The sequence below is a fragment of the Streptomyces herbicida genome (genome assembly GCF_032656585.1).
In the GTDB taxonomy this organism is placed as follows: Bacteria; Actinomycetota; Actinomycetes; order Streptomycetales; family Streptomycetaceae; genus Streptomyces; species Streptomyces herbicida.
Map to the genome: position 1 here is coordinate 101,328 of NZ_JAUYWJ010000008.1, position 21,443 is coordinate 122,770.

At 70.6% G+C, this 21,443-nt stretch carries 21 protein-coding genes; 9 read left to right on the plus strand and 12 right to left on the minus strand.

Annotated features, from left to right (window positions below; all coding sequences use genetic code 11):
- The first annotated feature begins 80 nt into the window (after positions 1-80).
- The gene (locus Q8A52_RS18325; RefSeq protein ID WP_316753918.1) at positions 81-1,379 is read left to right on the plus strand and encodes an MFS transporter; all 1,299 of its coding nucleotides are present in this window, start codon (positions 81-83) and stop codon (positions 1,377-1,379) included.
- Between the two features lie 6 nt (positions 1,380-1,385).
- Here the strand turns inward: Q8A52_RS18325 and Q8A52_RS18330 are convergent, their stop codons facing one another.
- From Q8A52_RS18330 to Q8A52_RS18360, 7 genes are all read right to left on the minus strand, one after another.
- The gene (locus Q8A52_RS18330; protein WP_316753467.1) at positions 1,386-2,486 is read right to left on the minus strand and encodes a calcium:proton antiporter; all 1,101 of its coding nucleotides are present in this window, start codon (positions 2,484-2,486) and stop codon (positions 1,386-1,388) included.
- A gap of 111 nt (positions 2,487-2,597) precedes the next feature.
- Positions 2,598-2,900 carry a hypothetical protein gene (locus Q8A52_RS18335; protein ID WP_316753469.1) on the minus strand — a complete coding sequence of 101 codons (303 nt, stop codon included), beginning with the start codon at positions 2,898-2,900 and terminating at the stop codon, positions 2,598-2,600.
- 130 nt (positions 2,901-3,030) lie between these two features.
- Positions 3,031-4,032, minus strand: a complete 1,002-nt coding sequence (locus tag Q8A52_RS18340; RefSeq protein WP_316753470.1) for a TerC/Alx family metal homeostasis membrane protein — start codon at positions 4,030-4,032, stop codon at positions 3,031-3,033.
- 235 nt (positions 4,033-4,267) lie between these two features.
- Positions 4,268-6,250, minus strand: coding sequence for a TerD family protein (locus Q8A52_RS18345; protein ID WP_316753472.1), 1,983 nt, complete (start codon positions 6,248-6,250; stop codon positions 4,268-4,270).
- Positions 6,251-6,305: 55 nt separating this feature from the next.
- Positions 6,306-6,884: a TerD family protein gene (locus Q8A52_RS18350; protein ID WP_316753474.1), complete on the minus strand. Its 579-nt coding sequence runs from the start codon at positions 6,882-6,884 to the stop codon at positions 6,306-6,308.
- A gap of 156 nt (positions 6,885-7,040) precedes the next feature.
- A complete protein-coding gene (gene uvrB, locus Q8A52_RS18355) occupies positions 7,041-9,191 on the minus strand; it encodes an excinuclease ABC subunit UvrB (protein ID WP_316753476.1) in 2,151 nt (716 codons plus the stop codon).
- Positions 9,192-9,230: 39 nt separating this feature from the next.
- On the minus strand, positions 9,231-10,088 hold the full coding sequence (locus Q8A52_RS18360) for an MHYT domain-containing protein (RefSeq protein WP_316753478.1): 858 nt from the start codon (positions 10,086-10,088) through the stop codon (positions 9,231-9,233).
- A gap of 278 nt (positions 10,089-10,366) precedes the next feature.
- Between Q8A52_RS18360 and Q8A52_RS18365 the strand changes: the two genes are divergently transcribed.
- Together Q8A52_RS18365 and Q8A52_RS18370 are read left to right on the plus strand one after the other, a co-directional pair.
- Positions 10,367-11,239 (plus strand): glycerophosphodiester phosphodiesterase, encoded by an 873-nt coding sequence (locus Q8A52_RS18365; protein WP_316753480.1) that lies wholly within the window; start codon positions 10,367-10,369, stop codon positions 11,237-11,239.
- A 45-nt stretch (positions 11,240-11,284) separates the two neighbouring features.
- The gene (locus Q8A52_RS18370; protein ID WP_316753482.1) at positions 11,285-11,839 is read left to right on the plus strand and encodes a methylated-DNA--[protein]-cysteine S-methyltransferase; all 555 of its coding nucleotides are present in this window, start codon (positions 11,285-11,287) and stop codon (positions 11,837-11,839) included.
- Between the two features lie 17 nt (positions 11,840-11,856).
- Here Q8A52_RS18370 and Q8A52_RS18375 read toward each other — a convergent pair whose 3' ends face one another.
- The gene (locus Q8A52_RS18375; protein WP_316753484.1) at positions 11,857-12,285 is read right to left on the minus strand and encodes a VOC family protein; all 429 of its coding nucleotides are present in this window, start codon (positions 12,283-12,285) and stop codon (positions 11,857-11,859) included.
- 102 nt (positions 12,286-12,387) lie between these two features.
- Here Q8A52_RS18375 and Q8A52_RS18380 point away from each other — a divergent pair, with 102 nt between their 5' ends.
- Together Q8A52_RS18380 and Q8A52_RS18385 are read left to right on the plus strand one after the other, a co-directional pair.
- On the plus strand, positions 12,388-13,293 hold the full coding sequence (locus Q8A52_RS18380; RefSeq protein ID WP_316753920.1) for a pseudouridine-5'-phosphate glycosidase: 906 nt from the start codon (positions 12,388-12,390) through the stop codon (positions 13,291-13,293).
- Positions 13,294-13,340: 47 nt separating this feature from the next.
- Positions 13,341-14,255 carry a carbohydrate kinase family protein gene (locus tag Q8A52_RS18385; RefSeq protein WP_316753486.1) on the plus strand — a complete coding sequence of 305 codons (915 nt, stop codon included), beginning with the start codon at positions 13,341-13,343 and terminating at the stop codon, positions 14,253-14,255.
- A 54-nt stretch (positions 14,256-14,309) separates the two neighbouring features.
- Here Q8A52_RS18385 and Q8A52_RS18390 read toward each other — a convergent pair whose 3' ends face one another.
- Entirely contained in the window at positions 14,310-15,104 is a 795-nt protein-coding gene (locus tag Q8A52_RS18390) for a methyltransferase (RefSeq protein ID WP_316753488.1), read from the minus strand.
- A 209-nt stretch (positions 15,105-15,313) separates the two neighbouring features.
- Here Q8A52_RS18390 and Q8A52_RS18395 point away from each other — a divergent pair, with 209 nt between their 5' ends.
- On the plus strand, positions 15,314-16,441 hold the full coding sequence (locus Q8A52_RS18395) for a magnesium and cobalt transport protein CorA (RefSeq protein WP_316753490.1): 1,128 nt from the start codon (positions 15,314-15,316) through the stop codon (positions 16,439-16,441).
- A gap of 50 nt (positions 16,442-16,491) precedes the next feature.
- Here Q8A52_RS18395 and Q8A52_RS18400 read toward each other — a convergent pair whose 3' ends face one another.
- The 3 genes from Q8A52_RS18400 to Q8A52_RS18410 form a co-directional block, all read right to left on the minus strand.
- Positions 16,492-16,926 carry a CBS domain-containing protein gene (locus Q8A52_RS18400; protein WP_316753492.1) on the minus strand — a complete coding sequence of 145 codons (435 nt, stop codon included), beginning with the start codon at positions 16,924-16,926 and terminating at the stop codon, positions 16,492-16,494.
- Positions 16,927-17,023: 97 nt separating this feature from the next.
- Positions 17,024-17,482, minus strand: a complete 459-nt coding sequence (locus Q8A52_RS18405) for a PPOX class F420-dependent oxidoreductase (RefSeq protein ID WP_316753494.1) — start codon at positions 17,480-17,482, stop codon at positions 17,024-17,026.
- 64 nt (positions 17,483-17,546) lie between these two features.
- Complete coding sequence (locus tag Q8A52_RS18410) at positions 17,547-18,188, minus strand: nucleoside/nucleotide kinase family protein (protein ID WP_316753496.1); 642 nt, start codon at positions 18,186-18,188, stop codon at positions 17,547-17,549.
- A gap of 177 nt (positions 18,189-18,365) precedes the next feature.
- Between Q8A52_RS18410 and Q8A52_RS18415 the strand changes: the two genes are divergently transcribed.
- From Q8A52_RS18415 to Q8A52_RS18425, 3 genes are all read left to right on the plus strand, one after another.
- A complete protein-coding gene (locus Q8A52_RS18415; RefSeq protein WP_316753498.1) occupies positions 18,366-19,064 on the plus strand; it encodes a DUF2293 domain-containing protein in 699 nt (232 codons plus the stop codon).
- 217 nt (positions 19,065-19,281) lie between these two features.
- A complete protein-coding gene (locus Q8A52_RS18420; RefSeq protein ID WP_316753500.1) occupies positions 19,282-19,761 on the plus strand; it encodes an anthrone oxygenase family protein in 480 nt (159 codons plus the stop codon).
- 164 nt (positions 19,762-19,925) lie between these two features.
- A complete protein-coding gene (locus Q8A52_RS18425; RefSeq protein ID WP_316753501.1) occupies positions 19,926-21,413 on the plus strand; it encodes a glutamate synthase subunit beta in 1,488 nt (495 codons plus the stop codon).
- The last annotated feature ends 30 nt before the right edge of the window (positions 21,414-21,443 follow it).

Sequence of the window (21,443 nt, forward strand, 5' to 3'; positions counted from 1 at the left end):
CCCGCGCGCCCCCGTAACCAGTGGTCACCGTGGGTAGTTGACGCGGCATGCACGATGTACGCACCGTAAAGGCGCCCTCCATGCTGCGGATGGCCGCCGCCTCCCTCGCCGGGACCGCGATCGAGTTCTACGACTTCTTCGTCTACGGGACGGCGGCGGCCCTCGTCTTGGGGCCGCTGTTCTTCCCGACGTTCTCACCGGTGGCGGGGACGCTGGCGGCCTTCGGGACGTTCGGGGTGGGGTTCGTGGCCCGGCCGCTGGGCTCGATGCTCTTCGGGCACATCGGGGACCGGCGCGGACGCCGGCCCGTTCTCGTCGCCTCGCTGCTGCTGACCGGCGCGTCGACGGTCGCGGTCGGGTGTCTGCCGGCGTACGGCTCGATCGGCGTCACCGCTCCCCTGCTGCTGCTCGTCCTGCGCTTTCTTCAGGGGCTTGGACTCGGCGGGGAATGGGGCGGGGCGGTGCTGCTGACCGCGGAACACGCGCCCGCCGGGCGGCGTGCGCTGTGGTCGAGCCTTCCGCAGATCGGCCCGGCCATCGGCTTCGTGCTCGCCAACGGCGTGATGCTGGTGCTGTCGGCGACGCTGTCCGAGGCGCAGTTCGCGCAGTGGGGATGGCGGGTGCCGTTCTGGGCGGCCGGAGCGCTGGCCCTGGCCGGTCTGTGGCTGCGCTCCTCGCTCGCCGAGAGTCCCCGGTTCCTCGAAATCGAGGACCACGCGCGCATGCCGCTCGCCGACGTCGTACGGCACCACTGGCGGCTGGTGCTGCTGACGGCGGGGGCGCTCGCGGTCGGATACGCGGTGTTCTACGCGGTGACGACCTGGTCCCTGGCCTATGGGACCGAGCGGCTCGGGGTGAGCCGTACCGTCATGCTGACCTGCATCATGGCCGCCGTGGTGGTGAAGGGGGCGCTCACGCCCGTGATGGCGCTGCTCGGCGACCGCTACGGCCGGCGGCCGCTGTGCCTGGCGGGGTGCACGGCCATCGCCCTGTGGATGTTCCCGATGGTCGCGCTGCTGGCGACGGCCGAGCCGCTGCTGATGTTCCTCGGCTTCCTGGGGGCACTGGCGGCGTTCATCACCATGTTCGCGGTGATCGCCGCCTATCTGCCGGAGCTGTACGAGCCGCGGGTGCGGTGCACGGGAGCCGCGGTGGGCTACAACCTCGGTGGAGTCCTGGGGGGCGCGCTCACGCCGATCGTGGCGACGGCGCTCGCCGAGCACGGCGGGCGCGTTCCGTGGGGTGTCGGCGCATATTTGACGGGGATCGCGCTGCTCAGTCTGGGCTGCTTCGCACTGCTGCCGGAGACCCGCCCGGTGCCTGTGGCGACAGCGAAGCCCGCTGCGGGAGTGAAAGGTGGTTCGGCGTCCGGCGGGTGAGGACTGCTACGGATTGATCGCCAGCTCCAGATACGCGGCGAACAGCACCAGATGCACGCCGCCCTGCAGGGGCGTCGCCCGCCCGGGCACGACGGTCAGGGAGCTCACCACGATGGTCAGCGCGAACAGCAGCATGCCGGTGGCGCCGAGGCCGAGGACGAGCGGACCGGAGAGCCAGAGGGAGGCGAGGGCCACGGCGGGGATGGTCAGGCCGATGCTGGCCATCGCCGAGCCGAGCGCGAGGTTGAGGCTGGTCTGCACCCGGTCACGACGGGCCGAGCGCAGCGCGGCGATCGTCTCCGGGAGCAGGACGAGCATGGCGATGATCACGCCGACCACGGCCTGGTGCAGGCCGGCCGCCTGCACTCCGGACTCGATCGCGGGCGAGACGCCCTTGGCGAGGCCGACGACCCCGATCAGGGCGAGGCCCAGCAGTCCGAGGCTGATCCAGGCGGTGCGGGCGGACGGCGCCTTGGCGTGGTCGTCCGTGGTGATCACCTCGCCCTGCCGGGTGATGGGCAGGAAGTAGTCGCGGTGCCGCACGGTCTGGGTGGCCACGAACAAGCCGTACAGGATCAGCGAGGACAGTGCGGCGAAGGTCAGCTGTACGCCGGAGAACTCCGGTCCCGGCTTGCTGGTGGTGAAGGTCGGCAGCACCAGGCTGAGCGTGGCCAGGGTCGCCACGGTGGCGAGGGCGGCGCCGGTGCCCTCGGGGTTGAAGACGGCGATGCCGTGGCGGAGTGAGGCAACGAGGAGACACAGGCCGACGATCCCGTTGCAGGTGATCATCACGGCCGCGAAGACCGTGTCCCGGGCCAGCGTCGCGCTCTTGGCGCCGCCGTCGGCCATGAGGGTGACGATCAGGGCGACTTCGATGATCGTGACGGCTACGGCGAGGACCAGCGAACCGAAGGGTTCGCCGACCCGGTGGGCGACCACCTCGGCGTGATGGACGGCGGCCAGGACGGACGCGGCCAGGATCACGCTCACCAGCGCGACGACTGGGCCGGGGAGATGGCGCCCCCAGGTGAAGACGAGAAGGACGACCGCGAGCACCGGCACGAGGAGCGTCCACTGAGCGGTGAGCCACCTGAGCCGAACGATCATGCTGCGATGGTGGCAGAGGCGTACGGGGTTCGCATTCCAGTCCTTTCCGGTGCCGGAGGCCCGGCGCCGGCACGGCACGGGCCCCCGGGGTGGTTCGGCTTTCGGGCTTGGTCAAGTGAAGTCGCTCATCTCCACGACGTCGCAGTCGGTGAAGGACGGCGGCCGGGTGCACAGCGCGGCCATCTGCTCGGCGAACTTGCTCGTCTCGGGGTCACTGCTGTTGCGCATGGCCTCCTCGTAGGAGTCGAACTCGATCACCGCGAGATAGCGGCCCGGCTGATTCCTGTCCGCAAGGACCGAACGGCGCGTGGGCCCGTTCTCGCGGCCCGCGAAGCGCTTCTCCATGTCCTCGGACAGGGCCCGCATCTCCTCGATGCGGTCTGTCTCGAAGTCGATGATCTGGACGAACTTCATGGATGCCTCCACCGGGGCGGCGGCGTCCCCGGCCGGGGACGCGCTCTGCCCCCCAACGAAGCATCGGGAGCGGTGCGCGGCAATCACCCCGCACCGCTCCCGGGGACCGTCGTTTCTACGTCCGTCGCGGTCAGGCGTCGACGCTGTCCTTCGGAGCGCCTTCGCCGGGTACCCGCGCCGCTTCGAGCGCTGCCTGCTTCCGGGACGCCAGCAGACTGGTGACCGTGGTGACGATCAGGACCACGCAGATCACGCCGAGCGAGACCGGAGTGCTGATCTCCGGGACGTGCACCCCGGACTCGTGCAGTGCGTGCAGCACCAGCTTGACGCCGATGAAGCCCAGGATCACGGACAGTCCGTACGAGAGGTGCACCAGCTTCCTCAGCAGGCCGCCGATGAGGAAGTACAGCTGCCTGAGGCCCATCAGGGCGAAGGCGTTGGCGGTGAAGACGATGTACGGGTCCTGCGTCAGGCCGAAGATCGCGGGGATCGAGTCGAGCGCGAACAGCACGTCCGTGGTGCCGATCGCGAGCATGACGACCAGCATCGGCGTCATCACGCGCTTGCCGTGCTGCTGGATCCACAGCTTGGTGCCGTGGTAGCGGTCGGCCACGCCGAACCTGCGCTCGGCAGCCTTCAGCAGCTTGTTCTCCTCGAACTCCTCGTCCTCCTCGTCGGCCCGGGCCTCCTGGATCAGCTTCCATGCGGTCCAGATCAGGAAGGCGCCGAAGAGGTAGAAGACCCACGAGAAGCTGGCGATGATCGCGGCTCCCGCGGCGATGAACACGGCCCGCAGGACCAGGGCTATGAGCACGCCGACGAGCAGTACCCGCTGCTGATACTGCGAGGGCACCGCGAACTTCGCCATGATCAGGACGAAGACGAAGAGGTTGTCGACGCTCAGCGACTTCTCGGTGATGAAGCCCGCGAAGAACTCCCCGGCGGGCTGACCGCCCGCGAAGACGAGCAGGCCGAGGCCGAATAGGCCGGCCAGGGCGATCCAGACGACCGTCCAGATCCCCGCCTCCTTGATGGACACGTCATGGGGCTTGCGGCCGATGAAGAAGTCGACCGCGATGAGGGCGGCAAGGCCCGCGATGGTGAGGACCCACAGGGTCACGGAAACATCCATTGCGCCTCCGGCAGTACGTAGCAGAACGTAACGGCAAACAGTCAGCGTCGTCGCTGCCGGAGGTCTCTTCCACCCACGATGGGCCGGCGCCCCGGGATCAGGCCTGATCCGTATTGACGGGTACGCCGCAGCAGACAGGGAGTACTCCCCTCCGTACGGAAAACAGTACCCCAATCACCAAGGAAAGGTAAAGTGCTTGGCAAAGAAAAGACCAAGCTCCCAGGTCAGAAGTGTTTTACGTGTACTTGGTGCGAGCCGCGGCGACCTGCGCGAGCACCCGGTGGAGCACCTCGCTGCCGGGGGGAACGAGCGACGGCTCGTACGTCCAGGCATGCCCGACCCACGGGTCGGCAAGGTGGTCGTCGGGAGCCGGGGTGAGTCGCATGAGCGAACGCCACAGCGGGTCGAGCAGCGGGCCGTAGGCAGCGGCGTCCTCACGGTCCGCGACCATCAGCAGATGCACGCCGACGGACGGCCCCTCGTCCGCGAGATAGCGCAGCTGGTTCACCGCCCGGTCGTCGAAACCGTGCGGGAAGTCGTTGACGATCAGCAACTGCTGCGCGGTGTCGAGACCGGGCGGCAACGACTCGGCCGCGCCACCGCGCAGCGCCATCTGCACCAGGTCGACGCGCTGGGTGAGCCGGCCCAGCACGTCCGCGACACCTGCTGCGCCGGTCGCCGGCGGGGCCGCCGGCACACCGCTTCGCGTCAGCGGTCCCAGTGCCTGCGCCCCCGAACCGGCCGGGTCGATCACATGCACGGCGAACTCCCCCACCGGGTGGACCGCGAGCAGCCGGGCCGCGAGCGCCACCGCCGTCTCCATCGCGAGGTGCCGCAGCCCGCCGGGGTCCGGGAAGGAGCCGTCGAGGCCCGTCCTGGGGCCGCTGTCGATCCACAGGCCCCGCTCCAAAGGCAGCCGGACCAGCATCGGGACGCGCAGCGGTGCGCTCTCGGGCAGGTGGAGGTCGCCCAGGCGCAGGGCCATCGGAGACTCCGTCGGCACGCGGTAGGCATGCCAGACGGGGTTGTCCCAGCGCGCATACGCCGGCGGGAGCGCGTACTCGACCACCTCGGACTCGGCGGTGAGCTGGGCCAGATCACGGTCGAGCACCGCCCTGGCCTGCTCGACGAGCCGAGCCCGCTTGGCACTGGCCGCCTCGCGTTCGGCGTCGCCCGAGGAGCCGAGTCGGTTGCGCGGGTCCGACAGGACTTGGTCGAGCTCCTTCTCCATACGGGATTCGGCGAAGTCGACGGCGCTGCGGTACGCGGCCGTGGTGCGGGCCAGGTCCTCGAACATGCCCCAGACCTGGTTGTACAGCCGCTCGTCCATGGACCAGCCGGCCGCGTCACCGGCGACGGGCGCAGCGGGCTGTCCGGGCGGGGCGGGGGGTGCCTGCGGCGGAGGCGGCGGAGGGGTCGAGTGCCGACGGTTCGGGTGGGTGTAGTCGATCGAGCCATCGGTGGGCGCTGCCGGTTGCGGGGCGGTGGTGTCGGGCTGCGCGGGGAACGAGGAGCCGGGCACATGGCCGCCGTACGGACCTTGTGTGCCGTGAGGTGGCACGGGATCCGGGGTGGCCTGTGGAGACGGACCCGGTGCGGAGGGCGCCGTCCGGCGGGACCGGTCGGCGTCCGCCGGACGCGATGGTGGCGCCGAGACGGACCGGGCCACGCCCCGGGCCACCGCCTCGTGGATGCTGCCCGCGAGTTCCACCGCCTGGCTCAGGCCCTGGTCGGTGAGGAGCGCGGCGAGGCCGCCCGCATAGCCCTGGCCGACGGCACGCACCTTCCAGGCGCCCTGTCTGCGGTACAACTCCAGGGCGACGACGGCCGACTCGGCGTCCAGGCCGGTGAGAGTGAAATTGACGATCCCGGTGCCGTCGAGACCGGTGACCGCGACGGAGGGGGCGGGGACGACGCCGAAGCGGGTCGGGCCTCCCACCCCCTCGGGCAGGGCGATCAGCACATTGACGCGATGCACGGCCTCCGGCATGGCGGCCAGGTCCACCGCAAGACGGTGGTCGGCGGCCGCCTGCCGGGAGACCTCGAGCCCGGGGAGCGCGGGCACGCCCGGGTGCGCCACCCACTCGATGCCGCGCGCCTTGCCGTTGTCGTCGCTGAGCGTGGCTGCCGCCACGACGGGCACACCGGCCGAGACCCGGATCTCGAGCCGCATCTGCGAGAGCGGGTGGTTCTGCCCCCGCACCAGCTCGGCCGTCATCGCCTTCCCCCTGTGTCGTGTTGTCGTGCGCCGCTCGCCGAGCCGTCCGGCGGTCCTACAGGTGCGGCAGGATCGCCGGCATCAGATCCTGGAAGGTACGGCCGTTGGCCGGAGTGCCCAGGGCGGTCATCGTCCAGCCGGCGCCGGCCCGGTGCACCTTCGCCATGATCTGCGCGGTGTACGCGCCACCGCCCGCCAGCGTGTAGCGCGCGAGCTCCTGCCCGTTGCTCTCGTCGACCAGGCGGCAGAACGCGTTCTGCACCTCCTGGAAGGTCTGGCCCGTGAAGGAGTTCACGGTGAAGACGATCTGGTCGATGTGAACCGGGACGCGCGCCAGGTCGACCAGGATGGCCTCGTCGTCGCCGCCCTGGCCCACGCCGCCGACGAGGTTGTCGCCGGTGTGGCGCACGGAGCCGTCGTCGCTCACGAGGTGGCGGAAGAAGACGACGTCGACCGGCTGCTTCTCCGCGAAGAGCACCGCCGAGGCGTCCAGGTCGATCTCCCGCGTGCGGGAGCCGAACAGTCCACGCCTGGGTGCCGCCTGCCAGCCGAGACCCATACGGACCGCGGTCAGGGTGCCCCCATCCTTCTTCTCCAGGCTGATGGCCTGACCCTTGGTCATGTTGACGGACACGGCTGGTTCCCCTCTCGGACTTCCCCTGTTGCCGCACTGCTTGCGGTTGACCAGAACCCTAATCACGGGCACCGACACTGCCGAACCCCGGCCCGCGGTTTGTGTCGGTGTTGCAACACTCTGCGCACTTGCCGGGGTCCGGCACGGACTGCGAGGTCAGGCCAGACCGGCCTCCCGCATCTGGCGCAGCTCCTTCTTCATCTCGGAGACCTCGTCGCGCAGTCGGGCCGCGATCTCGAACTGCAGGTCCGCGGCGGCGGCACGCATCCGCTCCGTCATCTCCTCGATCTGCTCGGCGAGTTCGGTCGCGGGGCGGTCCGTCGGCACCGCGGCCTTCTCCTGGGCCTTGCCCTTGGCCGACTTGGCCTTCGCCCCCTTTGCCGCCTTGTCGCCGAGCGACGGGACGGGGGCCTTGGCTCCCTTGCCGTCCTTCGTCTTGCGGTAGCCGGAGCCGAGCAGTTGCTCGGTGTCGACCTCCTCGCGCGCGATCTGCGCCACGATGTCGTTGATCTTCTTCCGGAGCGGCTGCGGGTCGATGCCGTTGGCCTTGTTGTAGGCGACCTGCTTCTCGCGGCGGCGGTTGGTCTCGTCGATGGCCTTCTCCATCGCCGGGGTGATCTTGTCGGCGTACATATGGACCTGACCGGAGACATTGCGCGCCGCGCGGCCGATGGTCTGGATCAGCGAGGTGCCGGAGCGCAGGAAGCCCTCCTTGTCGGCGTCCAGGATCGCCACCAGGGACACCTCGGGCAGGTCGAGGCCCTCACGGAGCAGGTTGATGCCGACCAGCACGTCGAACTCGCCGGAGCGCAGTTCGCGCAGCAGCTCGACGCGGCGCAGGGTGTCGACGTCGCTGTGCAGATAGCGCACCTGGATGCCGAGTTCGAGGAAGTAGTCGGTGAGGTCCTCGGCCATCTTCTTGGTGAGCGTGGTGACCAGGACGCGCTCGTCCTTCTCGGTGCGCTTGCGAATCTCGTGCACCAGGTCGTCGATCTGACCCTCGGTCGGCTTGACCACGACCTCCGGGTCGACGAGACCGGTGGGGCGGATGATCTGCTCGACGACACCGTCCCCGCGGGACAGCTCGTACGGGCCGGGGGTCGCCGACAGGTACACGGCCTGCCCGATCCGTTCCTGGAACTCCTCCCACTTCAGGGGGCGGTTGTCCAGGGCGGAGGGCAGCCGGAAGCCGTGCTCGACGAGGGTGCGCTTGCGGGAGGCGTCGCCCTCGTACATGGCGCCGATCTGCGGCACGGTGACATGCGACTCGTCGATGACGAGCAGGAAGTCGTCCGGGAAGTAGTCCAGCAGGGTGTTGGGCGGGGAGCCGGGCGAGCGGCCGTCGAAGTGCATCGAGTAGTTCTCGACGCCGGAGCAGGAGCCGATCTGGCGGAGCATCTCGATGTCGTACGTGGTGCGCATCCGCAGCCGCTGGGCCTCGAGGAGCTTGCCCTGCTTCTCCAGCTCGGCGAGGCGCTCCCCCAACTCCTTCTCGATGTCGTTGACGGCACGCTCCATGCGCTCCGGGCCCGCGACGTAGTGGGAGGCCGGGAAGACGTACAGCTGCTGGTCGTCGCTGATGATCTCGCCGGTGAGCGGGTGCAGGGTGGACAGCGCCTCGATCTCGTCGCCGAACATCTCGATGCGGACGGCCAGCTCCTCGTACACCGGGAAGATCTCGATGGTGTCGCCGCGCACCCGGAAGGTGCCGCGGGTGAACGCCATGTCGTTGCGCGTGTACTGGATGTCCACGAAGCGGCGCAGCAGCTCGTCGCGGTCGATCTCCTCGCCGACCTTGAGGGGGACCATCCGGTCCACGTACTCCTGCGGAGTACCGAGGCCGTAGATGCAAGACACCGAGGCGACCACGACGACGTCGCGCCGGGTGAGCAGCGAGTTGGTCGCGGAGTGCCGCAGACGCTCGACCTCCTCGTTGATCGAGGAGTCCTTCTCGATGTAGGTGTCCGACTGCGGGACGTACGCCTCGGGCTGGTAGTAGTCGTAGTACGAGACGAAGTACTCGACCGCGTTGTTCGGGAGGAGCTCGCGGAACTCGTTGGCCAGCTGGGCGGCCAGCGTCTTGTTCGGCGCCATCACGAGCGTGGGGCGCTGGAGCTTCTCGATCATCCACGCGGTGGTGGCGGATTTGCCGGTGCCGGTCGCGCCCAGCAGGACGACATCCTTCTCACCGGCCTCGATGCGCCTGGCCAGGTCGGCGATGGCCGTCGGCTGGTCGCCGCTGGGCTGGTAGTGGCTGACGACCTCGAAGGGCGCCACCGTGCGTTCGATGTGGGAAACGGGCCGCATGGATCCACCGTACGACCCCGCACTGACAACGGGTCCCGATCACCGGTTCTGTGGGGCACGGGAACCGCGGTGGCCCTGCTGGCGGACCTGCGGTCGGCGGCCCAGGGACGGGACGACGGCGCCGGCCGGGATGCCCGGCTTGTGCTCGACGCGGGTCCAGTCGGGCTTGCCCATGACCATCAGCGGATCGAACATCACGACGACGCCCGCGAGGAGGAGGAAGACGAGAGGGCCGATCAGCATGGGGCCGAGCAGGGCCGCGGGCGACTCGCCGGCGGTGGTCGAGCCGGAGCCGTGCAGATGGACGCTGAGGGCGGCCATGCCGGTGTAGTGCATGCCGCTGACGGCAAGCCCCATCACGAGGCTGGCGCCGACGCTCCACAGGAAGCCCCTCACCTGTCCCGCGGCCCACAGGGCGGCGGTGGCGGCCACGACCGCAATGACGACGGAGGCGGCGACGGTGAGCGTGTTGTACTGCAGGCTTCCGTTGAGGCGCAGGCCCGCCATGCCGAGGTAGTGCATCGAGGCGACGCCCAGACCGGTGACCGTGCCGCCGGTGAACAGCGCCGCCCCGGTGGCACCGCGGTAGCCGACGATGAAGATCCCGACCCCCACCATGACGACGGCGAGGCCCAGGCTCGCGTACGTCATCGGTTTGTCGTAGTGGATCGGCGTCTCCTTGACGGTGAACCCCATCATGGCGACGAAGTGCATGGTCCATATGCCGGAGCCGATCGCGGCCGAGCCGAGGACGAGCCAGGCGGGACGCCAGGACTGGGTCACCAGCATGGATCTGGTGGTGCAGCGCAGGCCGAGGGCTCCACCGAGGCACGCCATCAGATAGGCCACCAGCGGGGTGACGATCCCGTAGCTGAATCCGTCGACCGTGCCCTGCATGCGCGGCTGCCCTTCACCCTTTGCGTCCCGGAATACCTGTAATGCGCCCCCGTCCCAGGACCGCTCCGTGCGGTCAGGGTTGACGAGGAGAGTATGACCCCCACCGGAATGGTCGAACGATTTTCCGGCAAAGAATCACGCCCCTGCCTCACTTGTGCGGCACCGGTGTGCGGACTTGGGTAACTCCATTCATTCCGTGGCCGTCCCGCGCCATCCTCCTGTTGACGCTCTGCTGTCACTCTGGTGCTGTCCGTATTCGCTCGACGCGAGGAGTACGCATGCACGCGCGCGCAGTTGCCGCCACCACCACCGCGCTCCTGGGGACGGCCACCCTGCTGGCCCCCACCCCCGACGCCCGGGCCGGCGACGTCGGCGAACAGCCCCGGATCGTCGCCCACCGGGGTGCTTCCGCCTACGCCCCGGAGAACACCCTCCCCGCCATCGACGAGGCGGCCCGGCTGGGCTTCTCCTGGGTCGAGAACGACGTGCAGCGCACCAAGGACGGTGTCCTGGTCGTCATCCACGACGACAGCCTCAGGCGCACCACGAACGTCGAGAAGGTCTTCCCGGGCCGGGCGCCCTGGAAGGTGAAGGACTTCACCGCCGCCGAGATCGCCCGACTGGACGCGGGCAGCTGGTTCGGCCCCTCGTACGCGGGCACGCGCGTGCCGACCTTGACGCAGTACATGGGCCGCGTCGAGCGCAACCACGAGAAGCTGCTCCTGGAAATCAAGAATCCCGAGCTGTACCCGGGCATCGAGCAGCAGACCCTCAAGCTCCTCGGCAACGAGGGCTGGCTGGACAGGCCGCACCTGGGCCGCCTGATCGTGCAGAGCTTCAGCGCCGACAGCCTGCGCATCGTCCACGATCTGAAGCCCGGCCTGACGACCGGATTCCTCGGCACGCCGCCGCCGGGCGACCTGTACCGGTACGCACGGTTCACCGATCTGATCAACCCGTCGTACGGGACCATCTCCGGCAGCTATGTCGCCACCGTGCACGCGTTCCACGGCCCGCACGGCAGGAGGCTCGGGGTGTACACCTGGACCGTCAACGACGCGGCCACCGCCTGGACCGTCGCCCGGTACGGCGTCGACGGCGTCATCACCAACAAGCCCGATGTGGTGTGGGCGGCGCTGACCGGCTACTGAGCCGGACACCGGGCGTTGTCAGTGGCGGGTCGTACGGTGGGGCCCATGGACAGCCACGGGCAGTACGAGCAGCAGGTGGTGTGGACCGTCGTGGGCACCGCCATCGGTCCGCTGTTTCTTGCGGCGACCCGCGACGGCCTGGTCAACGTCGTGTTCCACGCCACCGACGCGGTGCGCGACCGGTCGCTGGAGCGGCTGGCGGCCCGGCTGGGCTCCGAGCCCGTCGAGGCGCCCGGGTCGCCGCTGCTGGCCGAGGCGATACGCCAGGTCGAGGCGTACTTCGCGGGCGAGCGGCACGACTTCGAGCTGCCCCTGGACTGGTCGCTGATCTCCGGCTTCAACCGGCAGGTGCTGCGCGAGCTGGCGAGCGGCGTCCCGTACGGCTCGGTCGTCGGGTACGGCGATCTGGCCGGTCGGGTCGGCCAGCCGGGCGCCGCGCAGGCGGTGGGGGCGGCGATGGGCGCCAACCCGCTGCCCGTCGTCGTGCCATGTCACCGGGTTGTGGAGAGCGACGGCGGCATCGGCGGGTTCGGGGGCGGGCTGGAGACCAAGCGGAAGCTGCTCGCCCTGGAGGGAGTGCTGCCCGAGCCGTTGTTCTGACGGCGCGGGTGCGCCGGCTACTCGTAGTGCCGTGCCTCGAAGACGTTGCCGTCCGGGTCTCGGAAGTAGAAGCTGCGGGTTGCCTTTCCACGCGCTCCGTACGCGTCGTGGGCGATGTCGGAGACGGGGACGGCGTTTTCCTGCAGGCGGGCGCGCAGGGCGTCGAACCGGTCGGACGGCAGGGCCAGGCAGACGTGGTTGACGGGGTGGCCCGCGCTCTCCGCGGAGCCGGGGAGCATCTTCATGCGCTCGGCCATGGTGAGCGGGGCCAGGTCGAGGATGGTCTCGTCGTTGAGGCGTACGGAGGGGAAGGACATCTTTCCCTCGGCGAATTCGGTGACCCGCAGGGGCTCCAGACCGAGCGCCTTCTCATAGAAGTCGGCCGCGGCAACCGGGTCGTCGACCCACAGGACGACATGGTCGAGACGTGTCGTGTTGTTCGTCATACCGCCCAGGCTGGTGGCGGCCCCCACAGGCCGCAAGCGTTTAACGGAGTGTGCGGCCCGCCAGAGATGAGGGAGAACCGACCGACAGGAGGCAGGCGCGTGGTGCTGGTGGTGTCCGAAGAAGTACGGGAGGCGATCGACGCGCGTCGGCCCGTGGTGGCCCTGGAGTCCACGATCATCGCGCACGGGCTGCCGCGCCCGCGCAATCTGCGGGTGGCGCTGGAGCTGGAGGAGGCGGTACGGCGGGAGGGTGCCGTCCCCGCGACGATCGCAGTGCTGGACGGACGGCCGCACGTCGGCCTGGACAAGGAGCAGCTGGAACGGGTCGCCAACGAGGACGGGATCCGCAAGCTGGGCCACCGCGATCTGCCGCTCGCCGTGTCGGCGGGGGTCAGCGGTGCGACCACTGTGTCGGCGACCGCGCTGCTGGCGGCGCTGGCGGGTGTCCGGGTGTTCGCGACGGGTGGGCTGGGCGGTGTGCACCGGGAGTGGACGGTGACGCAGGACGAGTCCGCCGACCTGGGGCTGCTGGCGCGCACGCGGATCACGGTGGTGTGCGCGGGGGTGAAGTCGATCCTGGACGTGCCGGCCACGTTGCAGCGCCTGGAGACGCTGGGTGTGGCCGTCGCCGGATACGGCACGGACCGGTTCCCCGGCTTCTATCTGTCCGACTCCGGGCACCCGGTCGACTGGACGCTGGAGAGCCCGGAGGAGGTGGCGGAGGTCATGCGGGCGCAGGACTCGCTCGGCGTGCCCGAGTCTGCGCTGATCGTCGCCAACCCCGTCCCCGAGGAGGAGCAGCTCGATCCCGCTCTGCACGCGCGTGTGCTCGAGGATGCGCTGCGCGCGTGCGAGGAGGAGGGCGTCGCCGGGCAGGCCGTCACGCCGTTCCTGCTCGACTACCTGGTCCGGCACACGGACGGAGCCTCACTGAGCGCCAACCTGGCGGCGGTCCGGGGCAACGTACGTCTGGCGGCACGGATCGCGGCGGCGTGGTCCCGGGGGTGACGGGGGGCCCAGCGGCATCGGGGCTGCGGGATACGTCCGGCCAAGCCGTGGCGGCTGGGCGGGACCGGGCGCTGCTGGTCGTCGGGGACGTGGTCACCGATGTCGTCGCCCGGCACCAGGGGCCGCTCGCGGGCGGTACCGACACGGCGGCCGTGATCCGGACGGTGCCCGGCGGTGCGGGTGCCAACGTGGCCTGCTGGGCCGCTCACGCGGGCTGTGCGGACGTACGGCTGCTGGGACGGGTCGGCGCGGACGCGGCGGCGTGGCACGAGAGGGAGCTGGCCGCGGCCGGGGTGCGGCCGCGGCTGGTGGTCGACCCGCAGGCGGCCACCGGGACGGTGATCTGTCTCGTCGACACCGGCGCTTCGGCCGAGCGCACGTTTCTGACGGACAGCGGCGCGTCCCTGCGGCTGGAACCCGCCGACTGGTCGGATGCCTCGCTGGACGGGGTCGCCCGGCTTCATCTGTCGGGTTACCTGCTGTTCGCCGAGCCGAGCCGGGCTCTCGCCGCGGTGGCGCTGGCGGCGGCACGCGCGCGTGGCGTACCGGTGAGTCTGGATCCCGCGTCGGCGGGCTTCCTCCGGGAGCTGGGGGTGGACCGCTTCCTGGCGTTCGCCGAGGGGCTGGACATGTTGCTGCCCAGCCGTGACGAGGCCTACCTGCTGACGGGGCTGCCGGATCCGGCGGACGCGGCGGCCAAGCTGAGCCACCACGTCCCGCTGGTGGTGGCCAAGCTGGGCGCGGAGGGCGCGCTGGTGGCCCGGGCCGGCACCGTGCTGGCCCGCGTGCCGGCCGCACCGGCGACGCCCCGGGACACCACGGGCGCGGGCGACGCCTTCACCGGTGCGTTCCTGGCCGCTCTCGTCGCGGGCGCGGATCCCGCGGCCGCGGCGGCGCAGGGATGCCGGGCGGGTGCGCTGGCGGTGGAAGGAGTGGGCGGCAGGCCTCCGGTGCCGGCCTGACGGCGAGGTGCCGGGCCCGGCGCGCCGGTGTCCGGCCCCCGCCCGCCGGTCACCTCACCCCTTGCGCCCCCACGCCGAGATCATCGGCGCGGTGGCCAGGTCCATGCTGCCCGAGGCGACATTGGCCAGATGCCGGTCGACGTCCTCGTCGGTGGCCAGGCCCGCGGCGACGAGCTGGTCGCGGATCTGCTGGACGGTGGCGGACTCCAGCTCGGCGCAGGCCGGCGAGGTGACGGGGAAGTACGCATCGGCCTCCACCTGCCGCAGTCCGGCCTCGCGGAGCAGGCGCGGAAGCTTGCGGCCGTAGGACAGGTCGGCGCCGCGGTCGGCGAGCAGCTTGCGGAAGCCCTGCCGGAGCCGGTTGGCCAGCCGCTGCTCGGGGCCGTGCTCGTCGGGACAGATCAGCGGCTGAAGGGCGGGGTCGGCGTCCTCGACCAGAAGCCGTCCGCCGGGACGCAGTGCCGCGACCATCGACCGCAACGCCCTTTCGCGGTCGGGCACATGCACGAGGACGAGCCGGGCATGCACCAGGTCGAAGCCCTCCCCCGGCGGCTCCTCGGAGCCGACGTCGTGGACACGCACCTCGACGGGCGGGCGACCGGCCGCGGTGAGGAGCGTGGTGTCGATGTCGGTCGCGACCACCTTGCCGGTCGGACCGACCTTCTTGGCCAGCCAGGCCACCACGGAGGTGCCGCCGGCGCCGACCTCCCAGCAGCGCCAGCCGGGTCCGAGGCCGAGGCTCTCGAGGCGCCGGAAGGTGGTGGGGTCGAAGAGGGTGGCGAAGGCGTCGAAGCGCCGGCCCGCCTCGGTCTGCCGGTTGTCGAGGAGATACCCGTCGGTTCGCGTCATGCCATGATCATCCCATTTGCGCTGCTTGTCCGGAACCGTCGACGCTCCGGTACGCCGAGCCGGCTCGGCGGGGAATGCCTTGTCCACAGCCGGGAACATAGCGGAATCACCTGTTCCCACAGGCTTACCCGCACCTCACGCCGACCTGGCAGACTTTCCCGCCAAGGCACGGCAGCACGGCGCGAGAAGAGCCACGCAAGGAGAGCCAGATGTCGATGGCAGGGAATCTGCGGAAGGTCCGCGACCTGGGCAGGGTCAGCGGCCTGCGCAAGGTGGCGCGGCTGGCCCGGCGGCGGCCGCGGGTCGACCTGAGCCACCCCGCCCGGTCACCGCTCGGCTCGTCGGTGGTCAACTGTGTGACGTACCGGGACGGGGTCCGGATCCCCGGGTGCAGCGACCTGGTGGATGCCGTGGAGACGGTGCGCAAGCACGGTGACGGATTCGTGTGGCTGGGCCTGCACGAGCCGACCGACCGCGAGTTCGCGGGCATCGCCGAGCTGTTCGACCTGCACCCGCTGGCGGTGGAGGACGCGGTCGAGGCCCATCAGCGCCCGAAGCTGGAGCGGTACGGCGAGACACTGTTCGCGGTGTTCAAGACGGTCTGCTACGTCGAACACGAACAGCTGACGGCGACCAGCGAGGTCGTGAACACCGGTGAGATCATGGTGTTTGTCGGCCAGGACTTCGTGATCACGGTACGGCACGGGCGGCACGGCTCACTGGGTCCGCTGCGCGAGGAGCTGGAGTCGGACCCGCAGCAGCTCGTCAAGGGGCCGGCGGCGGTGCTGCACGCGATCGCGGACCATGTGGTCGACGACTATCTGAATGTCACGGACGCGGTGCAGGCCGACATCGACCAGGTCGAGATGGACGTGTTCGCGGAGAACGGCGCGCGGGCCGACCCCGGGCGGATCTACCAGCTCAAGCGTGAACTCCTCGAGCTGAAGCGGGCCGTGGTGCCGCTCGCCCGCCCCGTCGAGGATCTGGCCACCCGGCCGATACGGGTGGTCGCCCCGGAGATACAGGCCTACTTCAGGGACGTCCTCGACCATCTGATGCGGGCCAAGGAACAGATCGCGGCCTTCGACGAACTGCTCAACTCGATCCTGCAGGCACACCTGGCGCAGGTGACGGTCGCACAGAACGAGGACATGCGAAAAATCACGGCCTGGGCCGCGGTGATCGCCGTGCCGACCATGGTGTGCGGGGTCTACGGCATGAACTTCGATCACATGCCGGAGCTGCACTGGCGGTTCGGCTATCCGCTGGTCATCGTCGTCATATCCGTGGCCTGCCTGGCGCTGTACCGGGGATTCCGGCGCAACGGCTGGCTCTGACCGGCGCGGGGCGGGCCCACGGCACCGGGCCCACGGCACCGGGCGTGGGGTCAGTGGGCGCTCGGGGCGGTCCTTGCGTAGACGCTCTCGGCGAAGGCGGCGATCTGGCCCTCGTCCAGGCTCCGCGCGAGATCGGCCTCGCTGATCATGCCGACGAGGCGCTTGTTTTCGATGACAGGGAGCCGGCGGATCTGGTGCTCCTTCATCTCCCGGAGCACATCGCGCACGTCGGCGCTCGCCTCGATCCAGCGGGGCGTGCCCTGCGCCAGCTCGCCTGCGGTGACCTTGGCCGGGTCGTGCCCCAGGGCCACGCAGCCGACGACTATGTCCCGGTCGGTCAGAATGCCGCAGAGCCGTTCGTTCTGGTCACTGATGGGAAGCGCACCGACGCCCAGTTCTCGCATCAACTGGGCGGCGCGGTCCAGGGTCTCGTGGGCGGGGATCCACTGGGCGCCACGGTGCATGATCTCTCCGGCGGTGGTCATGGTGTACCTCCCGGTGCCGGACGGGCCGGCGCGGCGCGGGACGCACCGCAGGTCCCGGCGCCCTTCATTGTCTCGCGCCCGGTCCGGTGGCCGCACCTCAGACCGAGAAGGCCACGATCTTCCGCGGGACGATCCTGACGATCACGCGGACCTCGTCGTCCTTCTCGCTGGGCGGGTCGATGCCCAGGTACTTGTGCGAGAGCTCGTACGGGAGCCGCTTGCCCTCGTCCGGGAGGATCTCGGCGGTGCCGCGGATCTCGGCCGACGCATAGGGGTTGGCCAGGTCGAAGACCGACAGGCTGATCCGCGGGTCACGGCGGAGGTTGCGCACCTTCTGGCGGTTGTCGACGCAGGAGAAGAGCACGGTGTCGCCCTCGCGTTTGATCCAGACCACGGAGTTCTGCGGGGCGCCGTCGGGGCCGAGGGTGGCGACGCTGGCGAAGTTCTTGCCGTCGAGGAGGGCACGGACGGAGCCACCGAAGGAAACGGAGTCGCCGGAGTCGCCGGAGGAAACGGAGTCGCCGGATGAAACGGGATCGCTCGAGGAGATCGTCATGAACACCAGACTAATTAAATGCACACGCATATAAAAGTGGTTTCGGGGATGGCCGGTCCGCCGATCAGCCGTTCCACGCCGGGTGGCGGGGGTCGTCGGCCCGCACCAGGACGTCCGCCGCCGTGGCGGGGTCGATCTCGTGCGCATAGCGCTCGAAGGCGGGCAGGGTCCAGTGCTCGGCCTCGGGCGTGCGGCGGCGCAGGGCGCCCGGCGAGAGGAGGAGATGGACGCTCAGATCGAAGGGGAACCAGTGACGCAGAAGGAGAGGCCCGTGCAGCAACAGGATTCCCCCGGGCGGGAGTTGGACGTAGGAGCTGCGGGTGGCCCGGTCGGTCGCCGGGTCCCACAGGTCGGGCAGGACACGGCCGTCCCCGCCGGGTTCGAGCGGACCGAAGACCTCGCGCCACAGGGCGGCGGTGTCGAACCAGCCGCTGTAGTACGACTCCATGTCCCGGCGGCCGTGCTCCAGCCGGAGCGAGGCCGGGCGCAGAAAGCCCTCGGCGCCCACGACCAGCGAGGGCCGACCGCGCACACGCAGCTCCTCCGCGACACGCTCCGCGAGGTCACCCGGGCGGGCCGCCGGCGCACCGTCGAAGGCGACACGCGGCCAGGGGCCGTCGTCGGCGGGCTTCAGGTCCAGCAGCCGCTCGGCCAGCAGCTCGCCGAGCCTGTCCCAGGTGATCGCTTCGAGTCGCACAGTCGCCATGATGCCGGGTGGTGCCGGATTCGCGGGCGGGCGGGGGATCAGCGGGCGGGCGGGGGATCAGGAGAGCCGGTCGTTGATGACGACGCCGGCCGGGCTCCTGAAGCACGGGGCGAGGGCGGATGCGCAGCCGCACTGGATCCACGGGAATTCCCGGGCCGCGCGGGGAAGGAACCGGCTATGGCGCGCCTCGCAACTCACCCGTACCGCGATGGACTTCTCGTCGTCCAGCCGCTCCGGCGCAAGCAGTGCGCCGCCTGCCGCCGCGGGCCGTTGTCGCTGCTCGTGCTGGAGGACGGCGCACCGCGCTGCCTCGACTGCGCCGACCTCGGGCATCTGGTGTTCCTGCCGCGTGGTGACACGGCGCTGACCCGCAGGTCGCGAGAGGAGAGCGGGCTGTCGGCGGTGGTGGTGCGGTTCAACCGGCGCAAGGGCCGCTACGAGCGGCAGGGCATTCTCGTCGAGGAGGCGGCCCTCGCCCGGGCCGAGGAGCGGTGCCTGGCCGACGCGGAGGCGCGGCGGCGGCGCCGGGCGCGGGACGCGCGGCACAGGGCGGCGGAGGACGCGCGGTTCGCGGAGGCGTTCGCGGCGGAGATCCTGCGGCTGTATCCCGGCTGCCCGGCCGACCGGGCGCGCGCGATAGCCGGGCACGCTTCGGCGCGGGGCAGTGGCAGGGTCGGGCGGAGTGCGGCGGGGCGGGCGCTGTCCGAGAGCGCGGTGATCTCGGCGGTCGTGGCGTCCGTACGGCACGTGGACACGCCGTACGACCAGCTGCTGATGAGCGGGGTGGCCCGGCACGAGGCGCGGCGGCGGATCGCCGCGGGAGTGGAGACGGTGCTGCGGGGGTGGCAGGACGCCGGCGCGGAGGACGTGGGCTGAGATCCACGGGCCCGGGGACTTCCACGGCTCCGAGACCTCCACGAACCGGGGACACCTGTACGTCCCGGAGACCTGTACGTCCCGGAGAGCTCTTTCTGGACGCTCGCGCATGTCACCGCGTTTCTCAGCCATGGGAACCGTTCCCGGGTGGGAATTCACTTGAGGTGATGACGGTGCCGGGCCTGGCCCGGTTCGGAGGTGGGAGTGGGCGTTGGTCATGATCGACGGGCCGTTTTTCGTACTGATTCTGCTGGGCGTTCTCGGGACCGGGCTGGTCGCCGGAGTCTTCTGCGGGTTCTCGACATTCGTGATGAGGGGACTGGCCTCGCTGCCGCCCGCGCAGGGCGTCGCCGCGATGAACGCGATCAACGTGGCCGCCGTGACACCCGCTTTCATGCTGGTGTTCGCCGGGTCGGCGGTGCTGTGCGCGATGATCGCGGTGGTGACGTTCGTGGTGTGGCCGGACGAGGGGAAGGTGGAGCTGCTGCTGGGCAGCGCGCTGTATCTGTTCGGCTCGTTCGGGCTGACCGTGGTGGCGAACGTGCCCCGCAACGACGCCCTGCTCAAGCTGGACCCGGGCGCCCCGGAGGCCGCCGCGTACTGGCCGACGTATGTGCGCGAGTGGACCGGGTGGAACCACGTCCGGACGGCCGCCTCGGCCGCCGCCGCGATGGTGTACGTGCTGGCACTCACCTGAGGGCGGCCCCGGAGGCGCCCACCCCGGCCGGCCCACGCCTGAGAAAAGCCCCGCAGAAAGCGCTGTCCACCACTCTGCGCGTGTGGCCGGGGGGACGTATCGTGGCCGAAAGAGTGCGCCCGATGCCGCACGGCCCGTCGTATGTGCACGCAAGGAAGACGACCATGGCCGATCCCAAGGGTTTCATGACGACGCCGCGCCAGGAGTGGCCGCGCAGGCCCGTCGAGGAGCGGGTCAGGGACTGGGACGAGGTCTACGTCCCAGGGGCACTGCTGCCCATCATCAGCAAGCAGGCCGACCGCTGTATGGACTGCGGTGTCCCGTTCTGCCACAGCGCCTGCCCGCTGGGCAATCTGATCCCCGAGTGGAACGACCTGGTGTCGCGGGAGGACTGGCGGGCGGCCAGTGACCGGCTGCATGCCACGAACAACTTCCCCGAGTTCACGGGGCGCTTGTGTCCGGCGCCGTGCGAGGCGGGGTGCGTGCTCGCGATCAACCAGCCGGCCGTCACCATCAAGAACGTCGAGTGCGCGATCGGCGACCGGGCCTGGGAGCAGGGGTTCGTGCCGCCCAGGCCGCCGGACCGGCTGTCCGGGCGGACGGTCGCGGTGATCGGTTCGGGGCCCACGGGGCTGGCCGCGGCCCAGCAGCTGACCCGGGCCGGACACACCGTCGCCGTGTACGAGAAGGACGACCGGCTCGGCGGGCTGATGCGGTACGGCATCCCCGAGTTCAAGATGGAGAAGCGGCATCTGGAACGGCGGCTGGAACAGATGCGCGCCGAGGGCACCAAGTTCCGTACGTCGACGGCGATCGGGCGGGACATCGGGGCGGCCGAGCTGAGATCACGCTACGACGCCGTCGTCATCGCCACCGGAGCCACCGCCTGGCGCGAACTGGCCGTGCCGGGGCGCGAACTCACCGGGATACACCAGGCGATGGAGTATCTGCCGCTGTCCAACCGGGTGTGCGAGGGGGACCTGGAGGCCTCGCCGATGTCCGCCGCCGGCAAACACGTCGTCATCGTGGGCGGCGGCGACACCGGGGCGGACTGTCTGGGGACCGCGGTGCGGGAAGGTGCCGCGTCCGTGACCCAGCTGGACATCTACGCCCAGCCGGGTGCCGAGCGGGACGAGGACGTCGAGCCCTGGCCCACGTACCCGAAGATCTACCGGCTGTCGGCCGCGCACGAGGAGGCACGCGATCTGGAGACGGCGCCCGCCGCGGACGCCGACGCGCGGCTGTTCGCGGCGTCGACGCTCCGCTTCACCGGGGACGGGACGGGGCACGTGCAGTCGCTGCACCTGGTCGAGGTGGATGCCACACGGCAGCCCGTGCCGGGCACCGGGCGGACGCTCCCCGTCGACCTCGTGCTGCTCGCCCTCGGCTTCTCCGGGCCCGACCGGGAGGACGGGCTCATCGACCAGCTGGGTCTGGAGTTGGAGCCCCGCGGCACGCTCGCAAGGGACGCCGGGTTCGCAACCAACGTCCCCGGCGTGTTCGCCGCCGGGGACGCCGCGCGCGGACAGTCGCTGATCGTGTGGGCGATTGCGGAAGGGCGGGCGGTGGCGGCGGCGGTCGACCGGTATCTGACGGGCAGCTCTCGGCTGCCGGCTCCGATATCGCCGCACGACCGGCCCATGCACGTGTAGCCGAGCCACGCGACCGCCGGCCAACCCCGT

Excerpts from the sequence above, each read along its gene's own strand:
- Q8A52_RS18325 (WP_316753918.1), top strand. The coding sequence starts at position 81 with ATGCTGCGGATGGCCGCCGCCTCCCTCGCCGGGACCGCGATCGAGTTC.
- Q8A52_RS18330 (WP_316753467.1), bottom strand. The coding sequence starts at position 2,486 with ATGATCGTTCGGCTCAGGTGGCTCACCGCTCAGTGGACGCTCCTCGTG.
- Q8A52_RS18335 (WP_316753469.1), bottom strand. The coding sequence starts at position 2,900 with ATGAAGTTCGTCCAGATCATCGACTTCGAGACAGACCGCATCGAGGAG.
- Q8A52_RS18340 (WP_316753470.1), bottom strand. The coding sequence starts at position 4,032 with ATGGATGTTTCCGTGACCCTGTGGGTCCTCACCATCGCGGGCCTTGCC.
- Q8A52_RS18345 (WP_316753472.1), bottom strand. The coding sequence starts at position 6,250 with ATGACGGCCGAGCTGGTGCGGGGGCAGAACCACCCGCTCTCGCAGATG.
- uvrB (WP_316753476.1), bottom strand. The coding sequence starts at position 9,191 with ATGCGGCCCGTTTCCCACATCGAACGCACGGTGGCGCCCTTCGAGGTC.
- Q8A52_RS18360 (WP_316753478.1), bottom strand. The coding sequence starts at position 10,088 with ATGCAGGGCACGGTCGACGGATTCAGCTACGGGATCGTCACCCCGCTG.
- Q8A52_RS18365 (WP_316753480.1), top strand. The coding sequence starts at position 10,367 with ATGCACGCGCGCGCAGTTGCCGCCACCACCACCGCGCTCCTGGGGACG.
- Q8A52_RS18370 (WP_316753482.1), top strand. The coding sequence starts at position 11,285 with ATGGACAGCCACGGGCAGTACGAGCAGCAGGTGGTGTGGACCGTCGTG.
- Q8A52_RS18375 (WP_316753484.1), bottom strand. The coding sequence starts at position 12,285 with ATGACGAACAACACGACACGTCTCGACCATGTCGTCCTGTGGGTCGAC.
- Q8A52_RS18390 (WP_316753488.1), bottom strand. The coding sequence starts at position 15,104 with ATGACGCGAACCGACGGGTATCTCCTCGACAACCGGCAGACCGAGGCG.
- Q8A52_RS18395 (WP_316753490.1), top strand. The coding sequence starts at position 15,314 with ATGTCGATGGCAGGGAATCTGCGGAAGGTCCGCGACCTGGGCAGGGTC.
- Q8A52_RS18400 (WP_316753492.1), bottom strand. The coding sequence starts at position 16,926 with ATGACCACCGCCGGAGAGATCATGCACCGTGGCGCCCAGTGGATCCCC.
- Q8A52_RS18405 (WP_316753494.1), bottom strand. The coding sequence starts at position 17,482 with ATGACGATCTCCTCGAGCGATCCCGTTTCATCCGGCGACTCCGTTTCC.
- Q8A52_RS18410 (WP_316753496.1), bottom strand. The coding sequence starts at position 18,188 with ATGGCGACTGTGCGACTCGAAGCGATCACCTGGGACAGGCTCGGCGAG.
- Q8A52_RS18415 (WP_316753498.1), top strand. The coding sequence starts at position 18,366 with ATGGCGCGCCTCGCAACTCACCCGTACCGCGATGGACTTCTCGTCGTC.
- Q8A52_RS18420 (WP_316753500.1), top strand. The coding sequence starts at position 19,282 with ATGATCGACGGGCCGTTTTTCGTACTGATTCTGCTGGGCGTTCTCGGG.
- Q8A52_RS18425 (WP_316753501.1), top strand. The coding sequence starts at position 19,926 with ATGGCCGATCCCAAGGGTTTCATGACGACGCCGCGCCAGGAGTGGCCG.